The sequence below is a fragment of the Couchioplanes caeruleus genome (assembly GCF_003751945.1).
GTDB lineage: Bacteria > Actinomycetota > Actinomycetes > Mycobacteriales > Micromonosporaceae > Actinoplanes > Actinoplanes caeruleus.
The window spans coordinates 541946-564579 of record NZ_RJKL01000001.1 but is presented as its reverse complement, the minus strand read 5'-3'; the positions used below and the strand labels follow the sequence as shown (position 1 = coordinate 564579).

The 22634-nt window shown below is 72.2% G+C and carries 19 protein-coding genes; 9 read left to right on the top strand and 10 right to left on the bottom strand.

The window, feature by feature from the left end:
• Window positions 1–404: 404 nt before the first annotated feature.
• From EDD30_RS02775 to EDD30_RS02740, 8 genes are all read right to left on the bottom strand, one after another.
• Entirely contained in the window at window positions 405–635 is a 231-nt protein-coding gene (locus EDD30_RS02775) for a hypothetical protein (protein WP_071802962.1), read from the bottom strand.
• A 259-nt stretch (window positions 636–894) separates the two neighbouring features.
• Window positions 895–2460 (bottom strand): MFS transporter, encoded by a 1566-nt coding sequence (locus EDD30_RS02770; protein WP_071802961.1) that lies wholly within the window; start codon window positions 2458–2460, stop codon window positions 895–897.
• 11 nt (window positions 2461–2471) lie between these two features.
• Window positions 2472–3026: a TetR/AcrR family transcriptional regulator gene (locus EDD30_RS02765; protein ID WP_084556068.1), complete on the bottom strand. Its 555-nt coding sequence runs from the start codon at window positions 3024–3026 to the stop codon at window positions 2472–2474.
• A 52-nt stretch (window positions 3027–3078) separates the two neighbouring features.
• The gene (mgrA, locus tag EDD30_RS02760; RefSeq protein ID WP_071802959.1) at window positions 3079–4128 is read right to left on the bottom strand and encodes an L-glyceraldehyde 3-phosphate reductase; all 1050 of its coding nucleotides are present in this window, start codon (window positions 4126–4128) and stop codon (window positions 3079–3081) included.
• Between the two features lie 84 nt (window positions 4129–4212).
• Window positions 4213–4641, bottom strand: a complete 429-nt coding sequence (locus EDD30_RS02755) for a phage holin family protein (RefSeq protein ID WP_071802958.1) — start codon at window positions 4639–4641, stop codon at window positions 4213–4215.
• 163 nt (window positions 4642–4804) lie between these two features.
• Window positions 4805–5626: a tyrosinase MelC2 gene (gene melC2, locus EDD30_RS02750; protein ID WP_071802957.1), complete on the bottom strand. Its 822-nt coding sequence runs from the start codon at window positions 5624–5626 to the stop codon at window positions 4805–4807.
• Between the two features lie 32 nt (window positions 5627–5658).
• Entirely contained in the window at window positions 5659–6081 is a 423-nt protein-coding gene (locus tag EDD30_RS02745; RefSeq protein WP_071802956.1) for a tyrosinase family oxidase copper chaperone, read from the bottom strand.
• Between the two features lie 336 nt (window positions 6082–6417).
• Window positions 6418–7044, bottom strand: a complete 627-nt coding sequence (locus EDD30_RS02740; protein ID WP_071802955.1) for an NADPH-dependent FMN reductase — start codon at window positions 7042–7044, stop codon at window positions 6418–6420.
• Between the two features lie 41 nt (window positions 7045–7085).
• Between EDD30_RS02740 and EDD30_RS02735 the strand changes: the two genes are divergently transcribed.
• Both EDD30_RS02735 and EDD30_RS02730 read left to right on the top strand, forming a co-directional pair.
• Window positions 7086–8483, top strand: coding sequence for an acyl-CoA synthetase (locus EDD30_RS02735; RefSeq protein WP_071802954.1), 1398 nt, complete (start codon window positions 7086–7088; stop codon window positions 8481–8483).
• A gap of 251 nt (window positions 8484–8734) precedes the next feature.
• Window positions 8735–9682 carry a DUF5995 family protein gene (locus EDD30_RS02730; protein ID WP_071802953.1) on the top strand — a complete coding sequence of 316 codons (948 nt, stop codon included), beginning with the start codon at window positions 8735–8737 and terminating at the stop codon, window positions 9680–9682.
• A gap of 168 nt (window positions 9683–9850) precedes the next feature.
• Here EDD30_RS02730 and EDD30_RS02725 read toward each other — a convergent pair whose 3' ends face one another.
• Window positions 9851–10342 (bottom strand): Hsp20/alpha crystallin family protein, encoded by a 492-nt coding sequence (locus EDD30_RS02725; RefSeq protein ID WP_071802952.1) that lies wholly within the window; start codon window positions 10340–10342, stop codon window positions 9851–9853.
• Window positions 10343–10542: 200 nt separating this feature from the next.
• On the opposite strand from EDD30_RS02725, the gene EDD30_RS02720 reads away from it, so the two are divergent.
• Window positions 10543–11673: a pyridoxal-phosphate dependent enzyme gene (locus tag EDD30_RS02720; protein WP_071802951.1), complete on the top strand. Its 1131-nt coding sequence runs from the start codon at window positions 10543–10545 to the stop codon at window positions 11671–11673.
• A gap of 29 nt (window positions 11674–11702) precedes the next feature.
• Here EDD30_RS02720 and EDD30_RS02715 read toward each other — a convergent pair whose 3' ends face one another.
• Window positions 11703–13022 (bottom strand): TIGR04013 family B12-binding domain/radical SAM domain-containing protein, encoded by a 1320-nt coding sequence (locus tag EDD30_RS02715; protein WP_071802950.1) that lies wholly within the window; start codon window positions 13020–13022, stop codon window positions 11703–11705.
• 375 nt (window positions 13023–13397) lie between these two features.
• Here EDD30_RS02715 and EDD30_RS02710 point away from each other — a divergent pair, with 375 nt between their 5' ends.
• The 6 genes from EDD30_RS02710 to EDD30_RS02685 all read left to right on the top strand — a co-directional run bounded on the left by EDD30_RS02710 (window position 13398) and on the right by EDD30_RS02685 (window position 22588).
• Window positions 13398–14519: a uroporphyrinogen-III synthase gene (locus EDD30_RS02710; protein ID WP_071802949.1), complete on the top strand. Its 1122-nt coding sequence runs from the start codon at window positions 13398–13400 to the stop codon at window positions 14517–14519.
• A 105-nt stretch (window positions 14520–14624) separates the two neighbouring features.
• Window positions 14625–16718, top strand: coding sequence for a molybdopterin oxidoreductase family protein (locus tag EDD30_RS02705; protein ID WP_071802948.1), 2094 nt, complete (start codon window positions 14625–14627; stop codon window positions 16716–16718).
• 1 nt (window position 16719) lies between these two features.
• A complete protein-coding gene (gene nirB, locus EDD30_RS02700) occupies window positions 16720–19179 on the top strand; it encodes a nitrite reductase large subunit NirB (protein ID WP_244945083.1) in 2460 nt (819 codons plus the stop codon).
• A complete protein-coding gene (locus EDD30_RS02695) occupies window positions 19176–19493 on the top strand; it encodes a Rieske (2Fe-2S) protein (protein ID WP_071802947.1) in 318 nt (105 codons plus the stop codon). Before nirB ends, EDD30_RS02695 begins: the two co-directional genes overlap by 4 nt.
• A gap of 2 nt (window positions 19494–19495) precedes the next feature.
• Entirely contained in the window at window positions 19496–20818 is a 1323-nt protein-coding gene (locus tag EDD30_RS02690) for a nitrate/nitrite transporter (protein WP_123678034.1), read from the top strand.
• A gap of 78 nt (window positions 20819–20896) precedes the next feature.
• Window positions 20897–22588 carry a methyl-accepting chemotaxis protein gene (locus tag EDD30_RS02685; RefSeq protein ID WP_071802994.1) on the top strand — a complete coding sequence of 564 codons (1692 nt, stop codon included), beginning with the start codon at window positions 20897–20899 and terminating at the stop codon, window positions 22586–22588.
• Window positions 22589–22634: the final 46 nt, after the last annotated feature.

Sequence of the window (22634 nt, the reverse complement as noted above, 5' to 3'; positions counted from 1 at the left end):
CGCGGAACCGACCCTCCCTGCCCCTGTTGACGGCGGTCGTTGTGGTCGTCGCCGGACGGCCGGGCCTCTCCGGGGCCGGAACAGGGATTCCGGCCTTCACGGGCAATGCTCCGGCCTGTCCGCCGGAAGAGCGCCGAGAGGCGACCGAACAGAAGGTAACGATTCGACGCCTGGAGGCCCGAAGGAGCCTCTGCGGCGTACGCGCGGCCAGCGCAACGACTCCAGCACCTCGCCGTCGATCTCGGCCGACGGCCGATACGTCGCCTTCGAGTCGTACGCCTCGAACCTCGTGCCCGGCGACACCAACGGCGCCATCGACGTGTTCGTCCGCGACCTCGGCAACTGATCCCGGCGCCGGCGTCCGCGCCCGTCCGCAAGAGCGGCGCGGACGCCGGCGGTCCGGCCTACGAGCGCGCGTAGTAGTCGACCAGAGTGGCGTTCGGCCGCCTGGGGCGGCCCGTCAGGCCGAGCAGCTCCGCGTCCGCGCCGCGCAGCCTGCTCGCCGCGGTGTCGCGGGAGGACCGGTAGTCGCCTCTGGCGAACGGATGACCTGTCGACGTGACGCGCGATCGGTTGCTCCGGGCGGTCAGCCGTGACCGGAGCCGCCTCAGAACGTCCTGACCCGTGTGATTCATGTGCCCTCCCCCGAATGGCGTGTGGCCGTGCCGGACGTCCGTCCGGCGGCCACGAATACCGTCCGTCGCGCCGCGAGCAGCGCAACGGCGTCGATGTCCATCGTTGGAGTTTCACCGGCGCCGCGCTGACCTTTTCGCCACAGTGGAAGGTCGTTCTCGCGCTGTACAGCGGGGATGACCTGCAGCGTCACCGGCTTGTGTGACGCGGGAGACGTCACCGACAATCTCCCACGATGTGAGATCGCCGGTGACGCCCCTCTCAGTGCACTCCGGGCCTGCGGTGCTCGTGTCCGGCGGGTCGTTGCCGCTTGATGAGGGCCACCACCGCGGCCGCGGCGGCGAGGAGCAGGATGCTGCCGGCCGTCGTGGCGAGGGCGAGTCCGTCGGTGAAGGCGGTCCGGGCCGCGTCCAGGAGCGCCGTGGCCGGCTCCGGAGGCAGTGTGACGGCGGCCTGTACCGCCCCGGCCAGGGAGTCGCGGGCCGCGGCGAGCTCCGGCGGGAGGTCGGCCGGCAGATCGAGGCCGCGGTAGGCGCCGGTGACGACCGTGCCGAGGGTGGCGATGCCGAGGGCCATGCCGAGTTCGTAGGCGGTCTCGGAGACCGCGGACGCCGCACCGGCCTGCTCCGGGGGCACCACGGTCAGAATGACGTCGCTGGCCACGGTGAAGGCGAGTCCCATGCCCGCACCCATGAGGAACAGGGCCGTGCCGAGCAGCAGGTACGGAGTAGACGCGTCGATCGTGATCAGGGTGGCCATGGCGAGGCCGCTGAGCGCCGTCCCCCCGCCGAGGACCGCGCGGACGGAGGTGCGGCGGACTGCGGCGCCGGCCAGGACGCCGAGCACCATGGAGCCGATCGCGGCGGGCAGCTCGGCCAGGCCGGCCTCGAGGGGGCTGAAACCCTCGACGAGCTGGAAGTACTGCGACAGGAAGTAGACCAGTCCGGAGAGCCCGAGGACCGAGAGCATGCCGGCCGCGATCACGCCGGTGAACGTGCGGTTGCGGAACAGTCGGACGTCGATGAGCGGGTACGGCAGCCTGAGCTGACGCCGGGCGAAGGCGATGAGCGCGGCCGCGCCGGCGACGGCGGCGCTCACGTTTCCGGCGGCCGGCCCGTGCGCGGCGATCTCCTTGATGGCGAAGACCGCTCCGAACAAGCCGACCATGGAGAGCGCGACGCTGGGCAGGTCCCACGGCCCCGGCTCGGCGTTCTTCGACTCGGGCAGGAGTTTGACGCCGGCCACCAGCAGCACCGCCATGACGGGCACGTTGATGAGGAAGGCGGCGCCCCACCAGAAGTGCTCCAGGAGGAATCCGCCGAGGACGGGGCCGAGCGCCGCGCCCGCGGACATGGCGGCGCCCCAGATGCCGATCGCCGTGCTGCGTTCCCTGCTGTCGGGGAAGAGCGTGCGGATGAGTGCGAGCGTGGCAGGCATCAGCGTCGCGCCGGCGACGCCCAGCAGGACGCGGCCCGCGATCAGCCACTGCGCGCTGGGGGCGTAGGCGATCATCGCGGAGACGAGCCCGAAGCCGGCGGCCCCGTACAGCAGCAGTCTGCGGCGGCCGATCCGGTCGCCCAGGGTGCCCATGGTGACCAGCAGGCCGGCGAGGACGAACGAGTAGACGTCGCCGATCCACAGCATCTGCGTGCCGGTCGCGGCGAGGTCCCGGCTGATGGACGGCATGGCCAGGGCCAGGACGGTGCCGTCGACCGAGACGAGCAGTACCGCGAGGATCAGGGCGCCGAAGCCCAGCCAGCGGGTCGGCGCGCCCGGTGCGGTGCCCGAGCCGGAGGCGGGGCCGGAGCCGGTGGTGATGGCGGCCATGGCGTCACTCCCTACTCGGGTCGCTCGCCGCGGCGCATCGCGCCGTGCAGCAGGAGCGTGGTGATCATGTGGGAGAAGTCCCGGGCGGCGGCCCGGCCGGTCTGCACGGACCACGCCGCGCCCGCCGCCAGGCTGTAGAAGGCGTCGGCCAGCCAGGCCGGGCCGAGGTCGAGCCGGAACTCGCCGGCCTCCTGCCCGCGCCGGAAGAGCGCGGCGATCTGCTCGTCGATCTCGGCCCAGGCCTCGTGCGGGTGCTCGGGGTCGTATTCCTGGCTCTGGCTGTACATCAGCGCCAGGTAGGCGGACGCGGCCTGACTGGCGGCCACGAGGCGGCCCAGGGCGTCGGCGGCCGGGCCCTCCGCGAGCCGGGCCGTGTGCAGCGCCTGCCGCATCTGCTCCACGGCGAGCTGCTCGAGGGCCGCGAACAGCGCGGCCCGCCCGGCGAAGTGCCGGTGCAGGGTCGCCCGGCTCACCCCGGCGGCCTTGGCGATCTCGTCCTGGGTCGCGTTCGGGCGGCGGCCCAGGAACTCGGCCGCCGCCCGCAGGATGTCGTCTCGTTCCTTCATGAGACGAATGTAGCTCAGATGAGACAGAACCGTCTCACTTGAGTGCTTACTGTCACGTGACCTTGCCCTGGCGTGCGCCTGCCCAGAGGTCCACCGAGGAGAGGTCGGCGTCGAGGATCTTGTCGATCAGGGCCAGCTCGTCGTCGGTGAAGGCGAGGTTGCCGAGCGCCGCCACGTTCTGCTCGAGCTGCCGCACGCTGCTGGCGCCGATCACCAGCGAGGTGACGCGCGGATCGCGCAGCGCCCAGGCCAGCGCGAGTTGGGCCAGGTTCTGCCCGCGGGCCTGGGCGACCTCGTCGAGCGCGCGCAGCCGCGAGAGCAGCGCCTCGTCGATCGAACCCGGGTCCAGCGACTTGCCCTGGGTGGCGCGCGAACCCTCCGGGATGCCGTGCAGATATCTGCCGGTGAGGAGTCCCTGGGCCAGCGCGGTGAAGCCGATGACCCCGGCGCCCACCTCGGCGGCCGCGTCGAGCAGGCCCTCGGTCTCGATCCAGCGGTTCAACATCGAGTACGACGGCTGGTGGATCAGCAGCGGCGTGCCGAGCTCGCGCAGCAATGCCGCCATCCGGCGGGTGTGCTCGGCGTCGTAGGAGGAGATGCCCACGTAGAGGGCCTTGCCCGCGCGGACGGCGGCGTCCAGCGCCGAGGCGGTCTCCTCCAGCGGGGTCGTGGGGTCGTAGCGGTGCGAGTAGAAGATGTCGACGTAGTCGAGGCCCATCCGGCTCAGCGACTGGTCGAGGCTGGCGAGCACGTACTTGCGCCCGCCGCCGCCCCGGCCGTACGGGCCCGGCCACATGTCCCAGCCGGCCTTCGTCGAGACCACGATCTCGTCCCGGTACGGCCGCAGGTCCTCGCGCATCAACTGGCCGAAGCTCACCTCGGCGGCGCCGTACGGCGGCCCGTAGTTGTTGGCGAGGTCGAAGTGCGTGACGCCGAGGTCGAAGGCGCGCCGGGTGATGGCCCGCTTCTGCTCGAACGGCTTGTCGTCGCCGAAGTTGTGCCAGAAACCGAGCGAGAGCACGGGCAGGTCGAGCCCGGAGCTCCCGGTGCGGCGGTACTGCATTCCACTGGTGTATCGGTCCGATGCGGCGGCGTAGATCATGACGCCACTATCGCCGCCGCGATCATGGGCGTCCAACGGACACTCGCGGTGTCCGCCGTCGGTGTGCCCCCGGGTGGCGCAGGCTCAGCCCCGGCGGCCGTCCCGTACGGCCGCCGCGACGGTGTCCACGTCACGCTTGGTGCTGGCCACGGCGGCGGTCGGCGCGGGCGGCACCGCCTGCTCGACCTGCTTCTTGCCGACCAGGGCGGCGACGGCCGCCCCCGTGAACACCACGGCCATGACCGTGAGGGCGGCCAGCCAGGCCGGCCAGGCCAGCGCCAGCAGGGCGCCGATGGTCAGCAGCAGGGTGGAGACACCGTACAGAGCGAGGACGCCGGCCCCGCCGAGCAGTCCGGCGCCGGTCCCGGCCCGTTTGCCCTTCTCCACCGTCTCCGTACGCGCGAGCGCCAGCTCCTCGCGCACGAGGGCGGACACCTGCTCGGTCATCTGCTGGACGAGGGTCCCGGTGGACGCCTCGGCGGGCCCGTCCAGCCGCATCCGTGTGTCGCTCATGGCCACCCTTTACCCCAGCTCAGTGAGGATATGCGGCCGGAAGTCTCAGGTCGGGTGCCCGGCTGCCGATGGCTGCGATCACGGCAGGGTTGATCAAGGTGGGGATCCCGGCCCGGGCAACTGGCGTCGCCCGGGCCGGTGCCACCGGGTCATCCCGGCCAGGTCACTCGTAGGTGTACCAGGCGGTGTGGGTCAGCATGTCGGCCGGCCGCACGGTGCCCCAGGGGGTCATGGTGTCGTTCAGGTCCACGACGTTGGTGGTGTTTCCGGTCGGCAGGTAACCGGAGGTCGGGTGCGCCCTCTGCCAGTCCGACCACAGCTTGTCGATGTGGCAGTGGTGCAGCCAGAACACCGGGTCGTTGGGGGACGTGCCGGTCTGCATGTCGCCGCCCACCCAGACGTGCACGCTGTTGTGCATGCCCGGTCCGCGCCAGCCCTCGAGCTGGTTGCGGAAGCCGGTGGCGGAGGTGCTGTTCCACGGCGCGACGTCGTACACCGTCTGGGCGAGCACCGTCTGAAGCTGGGTGGCGGTCGGCAGGGAGCGCCCGCCGGCGCCCAGCGCCCGGCGCAGGTAGTTGCGGCTGTCACTGCGGACGTTGATCGTCCAGTTGCCGGTGTTGAACGCGAACGGGCCGGTGGTGACCTGGCCGTCCGAGCTGCGGCCGTTGCCGCCCATGAAGTCCGCGGCCCAGATCGACGAGGTGGCGGTGCGGTCGACGGTCCAGTTCCAGTACGGCAGGTTCACGGCCGGATCGATGGCCTGCAGCGCCCGCTCGAAGTCGAGCAGGAACTGCCGGTGCCACGGAAGGAACGACGGCGAACGGTGCCCGACGCGGTTGCCGTTGTCGGAGTCGCTGACGATGAACTGGTTGTGGGTACGGACGAAGGCGTCGTACCGGCCGCTGCGCTTGAGCTGCAGCACGGCGTCGACGAACGCCTTCTTCTCCGTGGCGGACAGGTTGCGCTGGTCCTTGCGTACGCCCATGTGGGGTGCAGTCGCCTTTCGAGTAGGAGGGGTCAGCCGTGCTGCAGCGGCAGCAGGCGGGCACCGTCGAGCTCGTCGACGGCGGCGCGGGCGACCTCGCGCAGGGACTTGAAGCTCTCGTAGTGGTTCGACACGCTGGTGTAGGTGCCGTCGGCGTTCTGCATCACGTGCAGCGGGACGCCGTCGATGCGGATCCCGAGGTCGGCCGCGCCACCGGTGGCGGTCAGGTGGTGGGCCTGGGCCTGCTTCTGCGCCGGCGACGCGGGACCGATCTCGATCCGGCGGCCGCGGTAGGTCTCGGTGATCTGATTCGGACGCTCGGCGGCGGCCGGCGCATCGACGGCGGCCTGCGAGCCTCCGGCGGTGGTGACCTGCACGATGAGTGCTCCAGTGCCGGCGGCCACGGTGGCGGCGCCGGCGAACTTGAGCAGGTCGCGACGTTTGGTGTTCGACATTTCCTCCCCCTTCTCCGGACGCCGGGCAGCAAAAATTCACGCACGAATGCGAAGTGAGTGAAAAAATTGCTGCGCTGCTCGGAATTTCCTGAGTTTTTCCGGCGCCGGAAGCGGGGCGAAGGTAACAGCGGCTCTCGGCGGGAAGCAAACCGCTCGATGCGGGCAGTCGCCGTGCAGATTCGCTGAGAGTGACTCTGCACTGCCGGTGCAGACGTGGTCGTACGGAGATCGGGCTCGATAGGATCAATAAGTGATCGTCAACGGTCGATGACGGGGGTGCGCGCTGCGTCATCACCGGTCGGGCGGGGTGAGCTGGTTCATAGCCGAACGGCCAGGTCAGGTGTCTATTCTCCCGGGGTCGAAGCCGGACCTGTTCCGGCGCGGAACGACCGGGAAAAGGCTCGAGTGCACCTGCCACGACGGAGCCTGCCGCGGCTCGGGCAGCGCGATGACCCGCTCCAGGGCGCGGAGCATGTCCTGCAGCACCGTCTGCATGCGAGGGTCGGTGACCACACCGCCGTCGACGGCCCGCGGGCCGAGCGGGAGCCGGATGCACGCCGGCTTCAGCAACCGGGCCCGGGCGTGCGCCAGCACCGTCTCCAGCGTCGCCAGGGCCGCCTGGTCCTGCGTCGGTGGGCACAGCGAGAGCCAGGCCGCCGGCTTGCCCTGAAGCTCACCGCTGTCGACGAGCCAGTCGAACAGGTTCTTGAGGCTGCCCGGCAGCGAACCGGCGTATTCCGGGGTGCTGACCAGCACGGCGTCCGCCGCTCCGGCACGGTGGCGCAGCAGGGCCACGGCGGCCGGCGGGACCGGCTCCCCGGGGACGAACGCAGGCAGGGTGCGCAGGCCGTCGTAGAGGCTGACGGCGATGCTCGCGGGCGCGTACCGCACGGCGGTCCGCAGCGCGGCGGTGTGCAGGGAGCCCTCCCGTGTGTCACCCGAGATCAACAGGATGCGCGTCATGACAAGACGATAGGGCCGGGCAGTCTGAGATCATCGCGGGCATGCGCCTGCTGCGAGCCCTGCACGACCCCGCGGACGATGAGCGGGCCGTCGCTACACCCGGAACGACACTGTCCCGACACGACCTGCTCGGCCGGGCCGCCGCCCTCGCCGCCGAGCTGCGGGGTGTGCCCATGGCCGCGGTGCACGCGGTCCCCGGGGCGCCGACCGTGGTGGCCGTGACCGCCGGGCTGCTGGCCGGGGTGCCGATCGTTCCCGTGCCGCCGGACGCCGGCGACGTCGAACGGGCGCACATCCTGCGGGACTCCGGCGCGGCCGTGATGCTCTCCGACGATCCGGAGGCCGCCGGGCAGAGCGGCCTGCCCGTCGTGCCCGTCTCCGGGCCCGGCCGCGGGACCGTCCCCGCCGAGCCGGACGCCGGCGCACCGGCCCTCGTGCTCTACACCAGCGGGACGACCGGAGCGCCGAAGGGCGTCGTGCTGTCGCGCCGGGCGATCGCCGCCGGGCTGGACGCCCTGGCCGAGGCCTGGCAGTGGACGGCCGGCGACACCCTCGTCCACGGGCTGCCGCTCTACCACGTCCACGGGCTGGTGCTCGGTGTGCTCGGCGCGCTGCGGACCGGATCGCGGCTCGTGCACACCGGACGGCCCACCCCGCAGGCGTACGCCCAGGCCGGGGGCAGCCTCTACTTCGGAGTGCCGACCGTCTGGTCGCGGGTGTGCGCCGCATCCCAGGAGGCGCGCGCGTTGCGGGGAGCGCGGTTGCTGGTGTCGGGCAGCGCGCCGTTGCCGGTGCCGGTCTTCGACGACCTGGCCGCCCTGACCGGGCACGCGCCGGTGGAGCGGTACGGCATGACCGAGACCCTCATCACGGTCAGCGCCCGCGCGGACGGCGAGCGGCGTGCGGGCCACGTCGGCCTGCCCGTCGCCGGCGTCGAGACCCGCCTGGCCGGCGACTCGGGCGAGCCGCTGACGGCCGACGGCGCCACCATCGGCCAGCTCGAGGTCCGCGGTGCGACGCTCTTCGACGGGTATCTGCGGCCGGACGGCACCGCCGCCGCCCCGCTCACCGCCGACGGCTGGTTCCGCACCGGCGACGTCGCCACCATCGGGGCCGACGGCTGGCACCGGATCGTCGGCCGGGCCTCCACCGATCTCATCAAGACCGGCGGATACCGGGTCGGCGCCGGCGAGGTGGAGGACGCGTTGCTGGCGCATCCCGCCGTGCGCGAAGCCGCGGTGATCGGGACCCCGCACCCGGACCTGGGCGAACAGGTGACCGCCTTCGTGGTCGCCGACGGCCGCCCCGATCCGGGCGAGCTCGCGGCGTTCGTCGCCGCCCGGCTGGCCGCGCACAAGCGGCCCCGGGTGGTGCGCCTCGTCGCGGAGCTGCCCCGCAACGCCATGGGTAAGGTCCAGAAGGCGCGGCTGAAGGCGTGACCCGCACGAAGATCCGGGCCTGGACGCGCCACGGGAGTCGCCGCCGTGCCCGGTGGGCGCACGGGTCCCACAGGTCGAGATCGGCGTGGTAGTCTCCGGCGGCGCCATCGATGTGGCCCGATTAGATAATCTGCTTCCTCGCTGACCGGAGCGCTACTAGTGTCGGGTAGCCGCCGGGAAGCTGGTCAATCGCCGCGATCTTCAGCACTGTGGACGACCGACAGGGAAGCTTCGGGGGCTGGGGGGCCACCATGACCACGACTGTCGCTTTCGACCGCGGTGACGTGCAGAGCAGCGCCAAGCTGTTGCGTGAGGAACGCCTGCGGATCGCACCGGACGAACCGGGCCTGGTGCCCGGCGGTCGCGGCTGGGCGCCCGCCGCCGAGCAGATGGCCGAGCTGTGCGCCGACTGCCCGGACACCATCGGCGACGTGCTGCGGATGCTGACCCGGGCGCAGCAGATCATGAATGAGCTGCCGCCGCCCGCGGCCAACCGGGTCGCCGCCTTCAACTCTCTCTACTTCACGATCACCGACCGGGTCGAGACGGCGCTGCGGGGCTCGACGGTGCGCGACGCCGACTTCCTGGAGCTGCTCGACGTCGAGTTCGCCAAGCGCTACTTCGAGGCGCTACGCCTCTGGGGCGAGGAGGACCTGACCACGCCGGATGCCTGGGAGATCCTCTTCCGCCGTGCCCAGGACCACCGGCTCAGCAAGCTCGCCGCCGCGATGCTGGGCGTGAACGCCCACATCAACCACGACCTGGCGCTGGCCCTGACCGCCACGTGGGAACGCCTCGGCCCGCCGCGCGACGAGCTGGTCCATCCGGACTATCTGCTGGTCAACGACATCTTCTACGCGGAGATCCCGGGGCTGCGCCGGCGCTACTCGACCCGCTGGCAGCTCCGCATCGACGGCCTGGTCGGCGACCTCGACGACTGGAGCCAGCGGGTCCTCGTGGCCGCGACCCGCGCCCGCGCCTGGGAGCAGGCCGAGCGGCTCTGGGCGCTGCGCGACGACGAGGAGGATCTGGCGCGCGCCATGCTGGTGATGGACCGCGCCTCGGCGTACGTGGGAGAGCTGTTGATCACCGGGGACGGTGTGGTGAACCGGGTCGGCGCGGCACTTCGCGTGGGCCGCGATTCCGTGCGGACCGGTGTCGGGCGGCTGCTGGGCCGCCGGGGCGCCGCGGTCCGGTGAGCCGAAGGGGGCTCCGGGGCCCCGCGGTCCGGCGAGCCGAAGGGGGGCGCCGCGGTCCGGTGAGCCCGAAGGGGGCTCGCCGGGCGCGGAAGTGGAGGATTCCACGCCCGGCGAGGCCACCCGTGCATGCCCCGGAGGGGCGCACCGCCCGGCTCCGGGGACGCCGGGTCACGACGAAACGGCCGGCCTCTCCTGGGCGCTGCCCTCGACCACCGGGCCACCCTCGCTCTGGAGCGCCGGTGCGGCGGTCGGGGTGGCGATGTCGATGCGGCGCGGCTTGGCGGCCTGCGCGATCGGGATGGTCAGCGTCAGCACGCCGTCCTGCCAGGTCGCCGCGATGCGGTCGAGGTCGAGACCGTCGCCGAGGGTCAGGCGGCGCTCGAAGGTGCCGGTGACCCGTTCGCGGCGCAGCCACTGGACGTCGGAGTCGGTGCGCGGCGAGCGCTCGGCGCGGATGGTCAGGATGCGGTTGTCGACGTCGACCTGGACCGAGCCGGGATCGACACCGGCCAGGTCGCAGTGCAGGACGAAGTGGTCACCGGAGCGGTAGAGATCCATCGGCATCGCGGCGGTCGCGGCCCCGCCGGACCCCGGAGCGGCGCCGAGAACCTGGCCCGCCAGGCGGTCGAGCTCGCGGAAAGGATCAAAGGTCAGCACCACAATCCACCTCCTCGTGCGGCCCGCCGGCCGGTCCGGCGGGCGCGTGGCGCTCGGCGATCTGATCTTCTCTGCCGAGGTCGCTCAGCCGGTTCCGAGGTGGTCATCACCGCGGTTGAGCTGCAGCGACAGTTAATTTTTTAGCACTGTCCCCTGGCGAGTGCCAAGAGGTCCGGCAAGATTTTTTCTGCGAGGATGGCGGCATGTTTCTCGTCGACCGCTCCGGCCGCCGCTACCCCCTGGACGAGCCGCGGTGGCGCGGCGACGACGGTTCGCCGCTCATGGTGGCGCCGCTGCCCGGCATCACCCGCGCCGACGTCGACACCTCCGTACGCTCGGCCTGGCGCTATGCCGCCGCCCTGCCGGTGCCGATCGCGCACCCGGTGACGCTCGGCGAGGGGTGGACGCCGATGCTGCCCCTCGACCTCGACGGCGTCGTGCTGCGGGTCAAGCCGGAGTGGCTGAACCCGACGGGCAGCTTCAAGGACCGCGGCACCACCGTCATGGTCTCCGCCCTGCGCCGGCAGGGCGTCACCGAGATGCTGGAGGACAGCAGCGGCAACGGAGGCTCCTCGGTCGCCGCGTACGCGGCCGCCGCCGGGATCCGCGCCACGGTCCTCGCCCCCGAGGCGACCTCCGCCGCCAAGATCCAGCAGAGCCGGGTGCACGGCGCCACGGTGGAGCTGGTGCCGGGCAGCCGCCAGGACACCGCCGACGCGGCCGTGCGGCGGTCCGCCTCGGTGTTCTACGCCAGCCACAACTGGCATCCGTTCTTCCTGCAGGGTACGAAGCTGCTGGCGTACGAAATCTGGGAGGACCTGGGCTTCGCCGCGCCGGACGCGGTGGTCCTGCCCTGCGGTGCCGGCAGCCTGGTGCTGGGTCTGCACCTCGGCTTCGGCGAACTGCTGTCCTCCGGCGCGATCACCCGCCGCCCACGCCTGCTGGTCGCCCAGCCGGGCCACTGCGCCCCGCTCGTGGCCGCGTTCGCCGGCGGCGCCGGCGAGACGGCGCCGGGGGAGTGGGCACCGACGGTCGCCGAGGGTACGGCCATCGCCCGGCCCGTCCGCGACCGTGAGGTGCTCGAGGCGATCCGGGTCTCCGGCGGCGACATGGCGGCGGTGGCCGAGCACGACATCGGCCCGGCGACCTTCGAGCTGGCCGGGCGGGGCCTCTACGCCGAGCCGACCAGCGCGATCGTCGTCCCGGCCGTGCGGGAGTTCCTGCGCCGGGGATCGCTGCGCCGCGACGAGGCCACGGTGATGATCCTGACCGGCTCCGCGTGCAAAGCCGCGGACGCGGTCGGCCGCCTGCTCGCGGCCCGGAATCCGTCCTGAGACCTGTCCCGCGCGGCGCGCGGCTCCGGCTATTCGACGGGCGGGAGGGTCGGCAGGATCGTGCGGCTGCGGCCCGGCCGCGGATAGGCCTGCGCCGCGGCGGCGAGCCGGGCCGCGTGGCCGCGCTGCTTCTGCCAGTGCCCATAGAGAGCGCCGCGCCGGGAGAGCCGGTCCACCTCGCTGATCGTTGCGGGGTCGACGTCGCCCGGCGGAGCGTCACGCCAGGGCGTGCCCGGCAGCGGCATGAAGGTGTGGGCGTGGATGCGGGCGCCGAGATCGGCCAGCTCGCCGGCGAGCGCCAGCGACTCCGCGACCTCCGTCGCGCCCTCCCCGGGCATGCCGAAGATCATGTCGACGTTGATCCGGAAACCCTCCTCCACCCCGAGGCACACCGCCCGCTTGACGTCGTCGACGCCGTGCCCCCGCTTGGCGGCGTCGAGAACGCGGTCGGACCCGGACTGCGCCCCGACGATGATGTTGTTGTTGGCGCAGTACCTCTTCACCAGGCGCAGCGCCTCGCGGCTGACATGCTCGGGCCGGATCTCGCTGGGAAAGGACCCGAAGAAGACCCGGCCCTCCGGCCCGATGCCCTCCTTGCAGGTGGCGAGCAGCTCCTCGACCGCCGCGAGGTTCGGCTCGTCCGTCTGACTGCCGTAGGACAGCGCCGTCGGCGTGATGAACCGGACGTCGCGCAGCCCCCGCTCCCGCATCCGGTCGACGTGCCACCGCACATTGCCGGCGCTACGATGCCGGAACCGCGCGGAGAACATGAACGGCGTCTGGCAGAACCGGCACGAGAAGACGCAGCCGCGGGTGATCTCCAGCGCGTTGAACCGGTCCCATCGCAGGCTGAAGCCGCGGAAGTCGTCGAGGGGCCGGCGTTGCGGGCGGCCCGTCCGGACCAGCGCGCCCTGCGCGTCGCGATAGACCAGGCCGGTGACACCGGCCGGATCCCCGGCGGCGTCGACGAGCCGCAGCAGCGTCGTCTCTCCCTCGCCGACGGCGGCGACGTCCCAGCCCGCGTCCAGCGTCTGCACCGGCTCGGCGGTGGCGTGCACACCACCCGCCACGTGCCGGACCCGGGGATCGTCGACCACGCTCCGGATCTGTGCGAGCTCGGCGGCGAGCGAGGCCGCGTCGGGCGAGTAGAACGACCAGAGGACCAGCACCCGGGCACCCGCGGCGAGGGCACTGTGGATGTGCTCGGCGGTGGCCTCCGGCGTGTCACCGAACCGGACCTCGTAGCGGGTGGCGGTCTCGTGCTGCTCCAGGGCGCCCAGCAGCACGTGGAAGCCGTACGTCACGGCCTTGCGATAGCGCAGCACCAAGACCAGTTCTGGACCGTTCACGCCGCGATTGTGCCAGGAGCGCCGCCGCTCGGTGAGGACCGAGTGACCGCCGGCGGTTCAGGTCCAGCTTCGTCCGGTCCAGGAGCGTCCGCACCAGCTCCCGGCGGTCCAGGAGCGTCCGGTCCAGGCGCCCGCGGTCCACGACCGGCCCACGACTGCCCGGACCACGCGCTTCGACCCGGCATTGCCATGTGCGCTTCTCGATGAGCGGCTCCGCAGTGGGGTCTCACTCCGGCGGCCCCGCTCGCGCCATCGGACCGCACCCGGCATCGCGCACCGAACAGAGGGGTTCTTGAGGTGATCAAAAGACTCCGTTGACATCCGGGAAACATGCGGGATCTCGGCCCGTAACGCCCGGTGGCGAGCATCTGTCGGGTGAGAGCCGAGCAGAACGACGGTGCGGGCCCGCTCGCCGGGTTCACCGTGGCCGTCACCGCCGAGCGGCGGCGTGACGAGCTCGCCGCCCTGCTGGAGCGGCGTGGGGCGCGCGTCGTCGTCGCACCCGTGATCACCATCGTGCCGTTGCGCGACGACCGGGCCTTGCAGGCCGCGACCGAGGTGTGCGTCGGGCTCGCCCCGGACATCGTCGTCGCCACCACCGGCATCGGCTTCCGGGGCTGGCTGGAGGCGGCCGAGGGCTGGGGGATGGGCGACACCCTGCGGGCCGCGCTGGGCCGGGCCCGGATGATCGCCCGGGGCGCCAAGCCGTGCGGGGCGATCCGGGCCGCCGGCCTCACCGAGGACTGGTCCGCCGCGACCGAGTCGTCGGAGGAGATCCTGCAGTGGCTGCTGGCGCAGGGCGTCTCCGGCCGGCGGATCGCCGTGCAGCTTCACGGCGGCCCGCAGGCCGAGTTCACCGGCGCTCTGCGCTCGGCCGGGGCCACCGTCGTGGAAATCCCGGTCTACCGATGGACGCTGCCGCCGGACGTGGCGCCGGTGCACCGCCTCGTAGCCCGGCTCACCGCGGGGCAGCTCGACGCCGTGACGTTCACCAGTGCCCCGGCCGTGCAGGCCCTGCTGGAGACCGCCGGCGACGCCGCCGCCGAGGTCCTGGACCGGTTCCGCGGCGCCACGATGGCGGCCTGCGTCGGTCCCGTCACCGCCGCCTCGCTCGTCGATCAAGGCGTGCCGGTGGTCACCCCGCACCGGTCGCGGCTCGGCGCGCTGGTCAAGGTCGTCACCGACGAGCTGCCGCGCCGGGCGCCGCGGCTGCGGGTGGCCGGGGACGAGCTGGAGATCCGTGGGCACGCGGTGCTCGTCGGCGGACAGTTGCGGACCCTGGCTCCGGCCGCGATGGCCATTCTCGGCGCACTCGCGACCCGCCCCGGCGTCGTCGTCGCCCGGGAACGGCTGGCCGAGGCCCTGCCCCGGGGCACCGACGCGCACGCGGTGGACGTCGCGATCGCGCGGTTGCGTACCGCCCTCGGCGGGGGCGGGCACATCGAGACCGTGGTCAAGCGCGGCTACCGGCTGCGGGTCGACGACGTGCCCGCCTGACAAACGGATCTCACATCGACCGCGCAACAGTTGTAAGGAATTGCGAACCTCGAGGCAATCGGCACGCGCGGTGAATCGAAACGACGGCCCGCCACCATCGATCATGTGACGGCCACCGAGACGCATTGCCCGTACTGCGCGTTGCAGTGCGGCATCCGGCTGACGCCCGTGATCCCACGGGTGCAGCTGGAACCCGCCGATTTCCCGGTGAACCGCGGCGGCCTCTGCGCCAAGGGCTGGACCGCCGCGGAGCTGCTCGACCACCGGGACCGCCTGCTGACCCCGCTGGTGCGCGAGGATCCCGCGGACCGCCGCAGCCCGCTGCGCCCGGCGACCTGGGACGAGGCCCTGGACCGGATCGTCACCGCGATCCGCGACAGCCAGCGCCGGTACGGCCCGGACAGCGTCGGCGCGTTCGGCGGCGGCGGGCTCACCAACGAGAAGGCGTACGCGCTCGGCAAGTTCGTCCGGGTGGCCCTGCGCTCGGCCTCCATCGACTACAACGGCCGCTTCTGCATGTCGTCGGCCGCCACCGCCGCCAACCGGGCGTTCGGCATCGACCGCGGGCTGCCCTTCCCGCTCGAGGACGTCGCCCGGGCGCGCACGGTGCTGCTGGTCGGCGCCAACCCGGCCGACGCGATGCCGCCCTCGATGCAATACCTCGACGCGGGGCGGGCCGAGGGCGCCCGGCACATCGTCGTGGACCCGCGGCTGACGGCGACGGCGAAGGGCGCGTACCGGCATCTGCAGCCCCTGCCCGGCACGGACCTGGCGCTGGCCAACGGCCTGCTGCACCTCGCGATCCGCGAGGGTCTGATCGACGAGGACTACATCCGGGACCGGACGAGCGGCTTCGAGGCGGTCCGCGCCGCGGTCAACGCCTACTGGCCGGCCCGGGTCGAGCGGATGACCGGCGTGCCGGAGGCGCACCTGCGCGAGACGGTCCGGCTCCTCGCCACCGAGGGCCCGGCGATGATCCTCACCGCCCGGGGTGCGGAACAGCACAGCAACGGTACGGACACCGCGCAGGCCTACCTCAACCTCGCCCTCGCCCTGGGCCTGGTCGGGCGCCCGTACTCGGGCTACGGCACGATCACCGGCCAGGGCAACGGGCAGGGCGGGCGCGAACACGGGCAGAAGGCCGATCAGCTTCCCGGCTACCGGCGCCTCGACGACCCCGCCGCCCGCGAACACGTGGCGAAGGTGTGGGGGATCGACCCCGCCGAGCTGCCGATGCCAGGCAAGTCCGCGTACGAGATGCTCGACCGGCTCGGCACCGACGGCGGCGTCCGGGTGCTGCTCGTGCTGGCCAGCAACATCGCCGTCTCGGCGCCGCACGCCACCCACGTCATCGACCGGCTGCGCGCGCTCGACCTGCTCGTGGTCTCCGACATCTTCCTCTCCGAGACCGCCGCGCTCGCCGACGTGGTCCTGCCGACGGCGCAGTGGGCCGAGGAGGAGGGCACGATGACCAATCTGGAGGGTCGGGTCATCCGGCGGCGCCGGGCGCTGCCCCCGCCGCCGGAGGTCCGCACCGACCTGCGCTTCATGGCCGACCTCGCCGGGCTGCTCGGCCGCGGCGAGTTCTTCAGCGCCGAGCCGCGTGAGGTGTTCGAGGAGCTGCGCCGGGCCAGCGCCGGCGGGATCGCCGACTACGCCGGCATCACCTACGAGCGGCTCGACGCCGAGCAGGGCGTGTTCTGGCCGTGCCCGTCCGAGGACCATCCGGGCACGCCGCGGCTGTTCGCCGAGGACTTCCCGACGCCCGGCGGCCGGGCACGGTTCGTGCGGGTCGAGCACCGCGACCCGCACGAGCTTCCGGACCGGCAGTTCCCGTACGTCCTGACGACCGGCCGCACGATGCAGCAGTACCAGAGCGGCAACCAGACCCGACGCGTCGCCGCGCTCACCATGGCGACGCCCGAGCCCCGCGTCGAGCTGCACCCCGACCTGGCCCGGCGGCACGGCATCGCCGACAGCGACCTGGTCGAGCTGCGCAGCCGCCGCGGCCGCGCGTTCTTCCGGGCACGCCTCGACCCCGGCATCCGCCCGGACACCGTCTTCGCGCCGTTCCACTGGGGCGGCGACAACGCCGTCAACGCCCTCACCGATCCCGCGCTCGACCGGCATTCCCGGATGCCGGCCTTCAAGGTGTGCGCGGTCGCGATCTCGCGAACCGAGGAAGAAGGGAACCGCTGAAGTGCAGCAACCGCGTCTGGTGGTCATCGGCAACGGCATGGCCGGCGCCCGCACGCTCGAGGAGATCCTCGCCCGTGACGGCGACTTCGCCGTCACGGTCTTCGGCGACGAGCCGTACGGCAACTACAACCGCATCATGCTCTCGAACGTCCTCGCGGGGGTGGAGGACGAGGCGGGCATCTTCCTCAACGACCTGTCCTGGTACGCCGACAACGGCATCACCCTGCACACCGGCACCCGCATCGCGCGCATCGACCCGCGCGCTCGGCAGGTGTACGCCGAGGACGGCACCGCGACGCCGTACGACAAGCTGATCATCGCCACCGGCAGCACCCCGTGGGTGCCGCCGATCAAGGGAATCCACAGCCCCGGTCGCGGATACCACCAGGGCGTCTTCGCCTTCCGGACGCTCGACGACACCCGGGCGATGATCCGCTACGCCCGCGACCACGAGCGCGCGGTCGTCATCGGCGGCGGCCTGCTCGGCCTGGAGGCGGCCCGCGGCCTGCAGAACCACGTGAGCCACGTGACGCTCCTGCACGCCATGGGGCACCTCATGAACACCCAGCTCGATGCGCAGGGCGGGGCGACCCTGCAGCGCAGCGTGGAGCAGCTCGGCATCGAGGTGATCACCGACGCGATGACCACGGAGATCCTCGGCAAGCACGCGGTCACCGGGGTGAAGCTGGCAGACGGCCGCACGATTGCCTGCGACGTCGTGGTGATCGCGGCCGGCATCCGCCCCAACGCCGCCGTGGCGCAGGCGAGCGGCATCGAGGTCGACCGCGGCATCGTCGTCGACGACCAGATGCGCGTGCGCGGCGAGCCCGACATCTACGCCGTCGGCGAGTGCGTCCAGCACCGCGGCGAGGTCTACGGACTGGTGGCGCCGCTCTGGGAGCAGGCGAAGGTGCTCGCCGACCACCTCACCGGGCGCGACCCGGAGGCGGCGTACCACGGCTCCCGGGTCGCCACCAAGCTGAAGGTCGCCGGGGTGGACGTCGCCGCGATGGGCATCCAGGAGGCCGAGCGCGAGGACGACGAGACCGTGGTCTTCAGCGAGCCGCGCAAGGGCGTCTACAAGAGCCTCGTCATCCGCGACGGGCGCCTGATCGGCGCCACCCTGGTCGGCGACGTCCGCAAGGTCGCCTTCCTCATGCAGGCGTTCGACCGCGGACTGGCCCTGCCGGAGGACCGCGCCGAGCTGATGTTCGACCTCGGCGGCCCGCCCGCCGAGGTCAGCGCCGCGGACATGCCCGACGACACCCAGGTCTGCAACTGCAACGGCGTCAGCAAGGCCGCGCTGGTGAAGACGGTGCAGGGCGGCTGCAAGACCGTCACCGGCGTCATGGACGCCACCCGGGCCGGCAAGGGCTGCGGCACCTGCAAGAGCGTCGTCCAGCGGATCGTCGAGTGGGCCGCCGGGGGAGAGGTCGAGGAGGATCCCCGCGCTTCCTGGTACGTCCCCGGCGTGCCGATGCCGAAGCCGGAGCTGATGCGGGCGATCCGCACCCACGGGTTGAAGTCGGTGTCCTCGGTCTTCGCCACCCTGGTGCCGGGCGGCGAGGAGGACGCCAAGAGCAAGATGGGCCTGGCCTCACTGCTGAAGATGATGTGGGGTGATGAGTACGAGGACGAGCGCGACGCCCGCTTCATCAACGACCGGGTGCACGCCAACATCCAGCGCGACGGCACCTTCTCCGTGGTGCCGCAGATGAAGGGTGGCGTCACCACGCCGGCCCAGCTCATGCGGATCGCCGAGGTGGCCGAGCGGCACAGCGTGCCGATGGTGAAGCTGACCGGCGGGCAGCGCATCGACCTGCTCGGCGTGCCGAAGGAGAAGCTGCCGCAGATCTGGTCCGAGCTCGACATGCCCTCCGGGTACGCCTACGCCAAGAGCTTCCGCACCGTGAAGACCTGCGTCGGTCAGGACTTCTGCCGCTTCGGCGTCGGCGACTCCACCGCGCTCGGCATCGCACTCGAGGAGCGCTACCAGGGCATCGAGGGGCCGGGCAAGATGAAGCTCGCCGTCACCGGCTGCCCGCGCAACTGTGCCGAGGCGTACGTGAAGGACCTGGGCGTCGTCGCCGTCGACGGCGGCCGCTGGGAGATCTACGTGGGCGGGGCGGCCGGGGCACACGTGCGCAAGGGCGACCTGCTCACGACGGTGTCCACCGCCGACGAGGTCGTCACGCTGACCGGGCGGTTCCTGCAGTATTACCGGGAGAACGCCAACTGGCTCGAGCGCACGTACGCGTTCGTGCCCCGGATCGGGATCGAGCGCATCCGCGAGATCGTCGTCGACGACGCCGACGGGATCGCCGCGGACCTGGACGCCGCGATGGCCGCATCCGTGGCCGCCTATGCCGATCCCTGGAAGGAACGGGACGCACCGGTCACACCCGGGCAGTTCCGGACCTCGCTGCCGCTGGTGGTCCTGCCCCAGGTGCCGGTCCGATGAGCACGCGGCTCGGCCCGGCAGCCGAGATCCCGCCCGGCGAGGGTCGTACGTACACTGTGGACGGCGCCATGGTGGCCGTCTTCCGGTTGCGCGACGGTTCCCTGCGTGCCACGACCGCCGTCTGCCCGCACCGCGGCGGCCCGCTCGCCGACGGGCAGATCGACGGTTCGGTCGTGCTCTGCCCGCTGCACCTCAACGCCTTCGACCTGTCCACCGGCTGCTCGCTGACCGGGTTGCCCTCCCTGACCGTCTACCCCGTCGGCGTCGACGACGACGGCCACATCGTCATCCACACGGAGGTTCCCGCGGCATGAGCATGACCATTTTGGACCGTCCGGCCCAGAGCCGCAGGGGACGCTGGATCGACGACTGGCGGCCCGAGGACCCGGCCTTCTGGGCGAACGGGGGCGCCGTGGTCGCCCGCCGCAACCTGATCGTCTCGATCTTCTCCGAGCACATCGGCTTCTCCGTGTGGACGATGTGGTCGGTCCTCGTGCTCTTCCTCGGGCCCGCGTACGGGATCGACCCGGCCGGCAAGTTCCTGCTCACCGCGGTGCCGGCCCTGGTCGGGTCGGTGCTGCGGATCCCGTACACCTTCGCGGTGGCCCGATTCGGCGGCCGCAACTGGACCGTGGTGAGCGCATCTCTGCTGCTGATCCCCTCGGTGCTCGCCGCGTTCCTCATCGAGCCCGGCGTCTCGTACACCACCCTGCTGGTGCTCGCCGCCGTGGCGGGCGTGGGCGGCGGCAACTTCGCGTCCTCGATGGCCAACATCAATGCCTTCTACCCCGACCGGCTCAAGGGCTGGGCACTGGGCATCAACGCCGGCGGCGGCAACCTCGGCGTGGCGGCGGTGCAACTCGTCGGCCTCGGCGTCCTGGCCGTCTTCGGCGCGGGCCACCCCGGCCTCGTGGCCGGCATCTACATCCCGCTGATCGTCGTGGCCGCCGCCGCGTCCGCCTTCACCATGGACAACCTCACCCAGGCGCGCAACGAGAAGCGGGGAATGCGCGACGCCGTCCGGGAGCCGCACACCTGGATCATGTCGCTGCTCTACATCGGCACGTTCGGCTCGTTCATCGGCTTCGGCTTCGCCTTCGGCCAGGTGCTGCAGGTGCAGTTCCGCGACGTGTTCTCCACCCCGGCCGAGGCCGCGTACCTGACCTTCCTCGGCCCGCTGCTGGGCTCGCTGGTCCGCCCGATCGGCGGGGCGCTGGCGGACCGGCTGGGCGGCGCCCGGGTCACGGCGTGGACCTTCGTCGCCATGGCATTGGGCGCCGGCGTCGTCCTGGTGGCCGCACAGCAGCACTCCCTGCCGCTCTACGTCGCCGGCTTCGTCGCGCTCTTCGTGGTCAGCGGGATCGGCAACGGCTCGACCTACAAGATGATCCCGCGGATCTTCGCGTTGAAGCACCCGGGCGACGTCCACGAGGCCCGCCGCCTGTCCGGTGCGGTGATCGGCATCGCCGGGGCGATCGGCGCCTTCGGCGGCGTCCTCGTCAACCTCGCCTTCCGGCAGTCGTTCCTGTCGTACGGCTCGGCGGACGCGGCCTATCTCGCGTTCATCGCCTTCTATGTGGTGGGCGTCCTGGTGACCTGGGCGGTCTACCTGCGCCGCCCGCCGGAGCTCGTTCCCTAGCGCCGATCCCGCGGCGGGAATGCGCCGGACGGCCGTTTCCCGCCTGTGAGGCCGATCCACCGCGTAGCGTACAAGGCGATGAAGAGGTCGACGGCTGCGACGCGCGCGGTGGAGGTCACGGTCCGCCGTAACCCCGTCGTCGGGTGGCTGGCCGACCGCAGTGTGAACGTCAAGGGCCTGCTCGCGGCGGGGATCACCGCGCTCGTGGCGCTCGGCGTCGGCGCACTGTCGGTCGGCCGGATGTCGGACCTGAGTGACGACCTCGCGATCACGAAGACCGTGCACGTCGAGAGCCTGAAGCATCTGGGCGACCTGCGGGGCGGCCTGTCGGACATGTACGCCGGCCTGCTGCTGCACAGCCACGGCGATCGTGACCCGGCGCTGCGGACCCAGGGCCGCAAGGACGTCGCGACCGCCGACGCCGCGGTCGACGCGGCGCTGGCCAAGTACCAGGAGCTCGTGGCGACCGGCCCGCAGGGCGGTCACGCACACACCGGCGGCGTCGCAGAGCGCCGGGCGGCGATGGAGGCGTGTGCCAAGGCCATCGCCGACTACCGTCTGTTGCGCGACACGGTGGACTTCGGCGAGGAACCGCCGGCCGGCTTCACCCCGCCGCCCGTCGAGGGAATCTCCGCGGCATTCGCCGAGGTCATGCCGCGGCTGTTCGGCTCGCTCGCCGAGCTGCGCAGCGCCGAGGACGCGGCCGCGACCGCGATGGCCGACGCGGCGGCCGAGAAGTACCGGGAGGCACGGGCGGTCACGATCGCCGCACTGCTGCTCGGCCTGACCATTGCGGCCGCGGTCGGGTTCGCGGTGTCCCGGATGATGGCGCGGCAGCTGCGTGGCACCTCCGCCGCCCTGGACGCGGTCGCCACCGGCGATCTGACCCATCCGGCCGAGGTCCGGTCCTCCGACGAGCTGGGCCGGATGGCCGCGGCGGTCAACGAGGCCAGAGACGGCATCCGGCGCACCGTCGAGACGCTTGCCGCCGGTTCCCGCACCCTGGGTGACAGCTCCCAGCGGCTCACCGGTGTCACCGGGCGGATCGCCACCAGTGCCCAGGGAGCTGCGGATCAGGCCAACGTGGTCGCGACGGCGGCGGGCGACGTGTCGAACAACGTGCAGAGCGTCGCCGCCGGGTCCGAGCAGATGCGGTCGTCCATCCGCGAGATCGCGCAGAACGCACAGGACGCCGCCCGGGTCGCCGCGGACGCGGTGGGCGCCGCCGAGGTCACCAACAAGACCGTCGCCAAGCTCGGCGAGTCGTCGGCCGAGATCGACAACGTGGTCAAGGCCATCACGTCGATCGCCGAGCAGACCAACCTGCTGGCGCTCAACGCGACCATCGAGGCGGCCCGCGCCGGGGAGTCGGGCAAGGGCTTCGCGGTGGTGGCCAGCGAGGTCAAGGATCTCGCCCAGGAGACCGCCCGGGCCACCGAGGACATCTCGCGGCGGGTGGAGGCGATCCAGTCCGACACCGTCAAGGCGGTCGACACCATCGGTGAGATCGGCCGGATCATCGCCCGGATCAACGACTATCAGCTCACCATCGCGGCGGCGGTCGAGGAGCAGACGACGACGGCCGGCGAGATGTCCCGCAGCGTCACCGAGGCGGCCGGCGGCGCGTCCGACATCGCCGCGAACATCCGCGGCGTCGCGGCGTCCGCCGAGACGACCACGACGGAGCTGACCGAGGCGGAGCGCACCGCCGCCGAACTGGCGCGGCTGGCCACCGACCTGCAGAGTGCCGTGGGACGCTTCCGCGTCTGATTCCCGGGTGTTCGACCCGGAGACAGCGGGGAGGGGATGACGTTTT

Excerpts from the sequence above, each read along its gene's own strand:
- EDD30_RS02775 (WP_071802962.1), bottom strand. The coding sequence starts at position 635 with ATGAATCACACGGGTCAGGACGTTCTGAGGCGGCTCCGGTCACGGCTG.
- EDD30_RS02770 (WP_071802961.1), bottom strand. The coding sequence starts at position 2,460 with ATGGCCGCCATCACCACCGGCTCCGGCCCCGCCTCCGGCTCGGGCACC.
- EDD30_RS02765 (WP_084556068.1), bottom strand. The coding sequence starts at position 3,026 with ATGAAGGAACGAGACGACATCCTGCGGGCGGCGGCCGAGTTCCTGGGC.
- mgrA (WP_071802959.1), bottom strand. The coding sequence starts at position 4,128 with ATGATCTACGCCGCCGCATCGGACCGATACACCAGTGGAATGCAGTAC.
- EDD30_RS02755 (WP_071802958.1), bottom strand. The coding sequence starts at position 4,641 with ATGAGCGACACACGGATGCGGCTGGACGGGCCCGCCGAGGCGTCCACC.
- melC2 (WP_071802957.1), bottom strand. The coding sequence starts at position 5,626 with ATGGGCGTACGCAAGGACCAGCGCAACCTGTCCGCCACGGAGAAGAAG.
- EDD30_RS02745 (WP_071802956.1), bottom strand. The coding sequence starts at position 6,081 with ATGTCGAACACCAAACGTCGCGACCTGCTCAAGTTCGCCGGCGCCGCC.
- EDD30_RS02740 (WP_071802955.1), bottom strand. The coding sequence starts at position 7,044 with ATGACGCGCATCCTGTTGATCTCGGGTGACACACGGGAGGGCTCCCTG.
- EDD30_RS02735 (WP_071802954.1), top strand. The coding sequence starts at position 7,086 with ATGCGCCTGCTGCGAGCCCTGCACGACCCCGCGGACGATGAGCGGGCC.
- EDD30_RS02730 (WP_071802953.1), top strand. The coding sequence starts at position 8,735 with ATGACCACGACTGTCGCTTTCGACCGCGGTGACGTGCAGAGCAGCGCC.
- EDD30_RS02720 (WP_071802951.1), top strand. The coding sequence starts at position 10,543 with ATGTTTCTCGTCGACCGCTCCGGCCGCCGCTACCCCCTGGACGAGCCG.
- EDD30_RS02695 (WP_071802947.1), top strand. The coding sequence starts at position 19,176 with ATGAGCACGCGGCTCGGCCCGGCAGCCGAGATCCCGCCCGGCGAGGGT.
- EDD30_RS02690 (WP_123678034.1), top strand. The coding sequence starts at position 19,496 with ATGACCATTTTGGACCGTCCGGCCCAGAGCCGCAGGGGACGCTGGATC.
- EDD30_RS02685 (WP_071802994.1), top strand. The coding sequence starts at position 20,897 with ATGAAGAGGTCGACGGCTGCGACGCGCGCGGTGGAGGTCACGGTCCGC.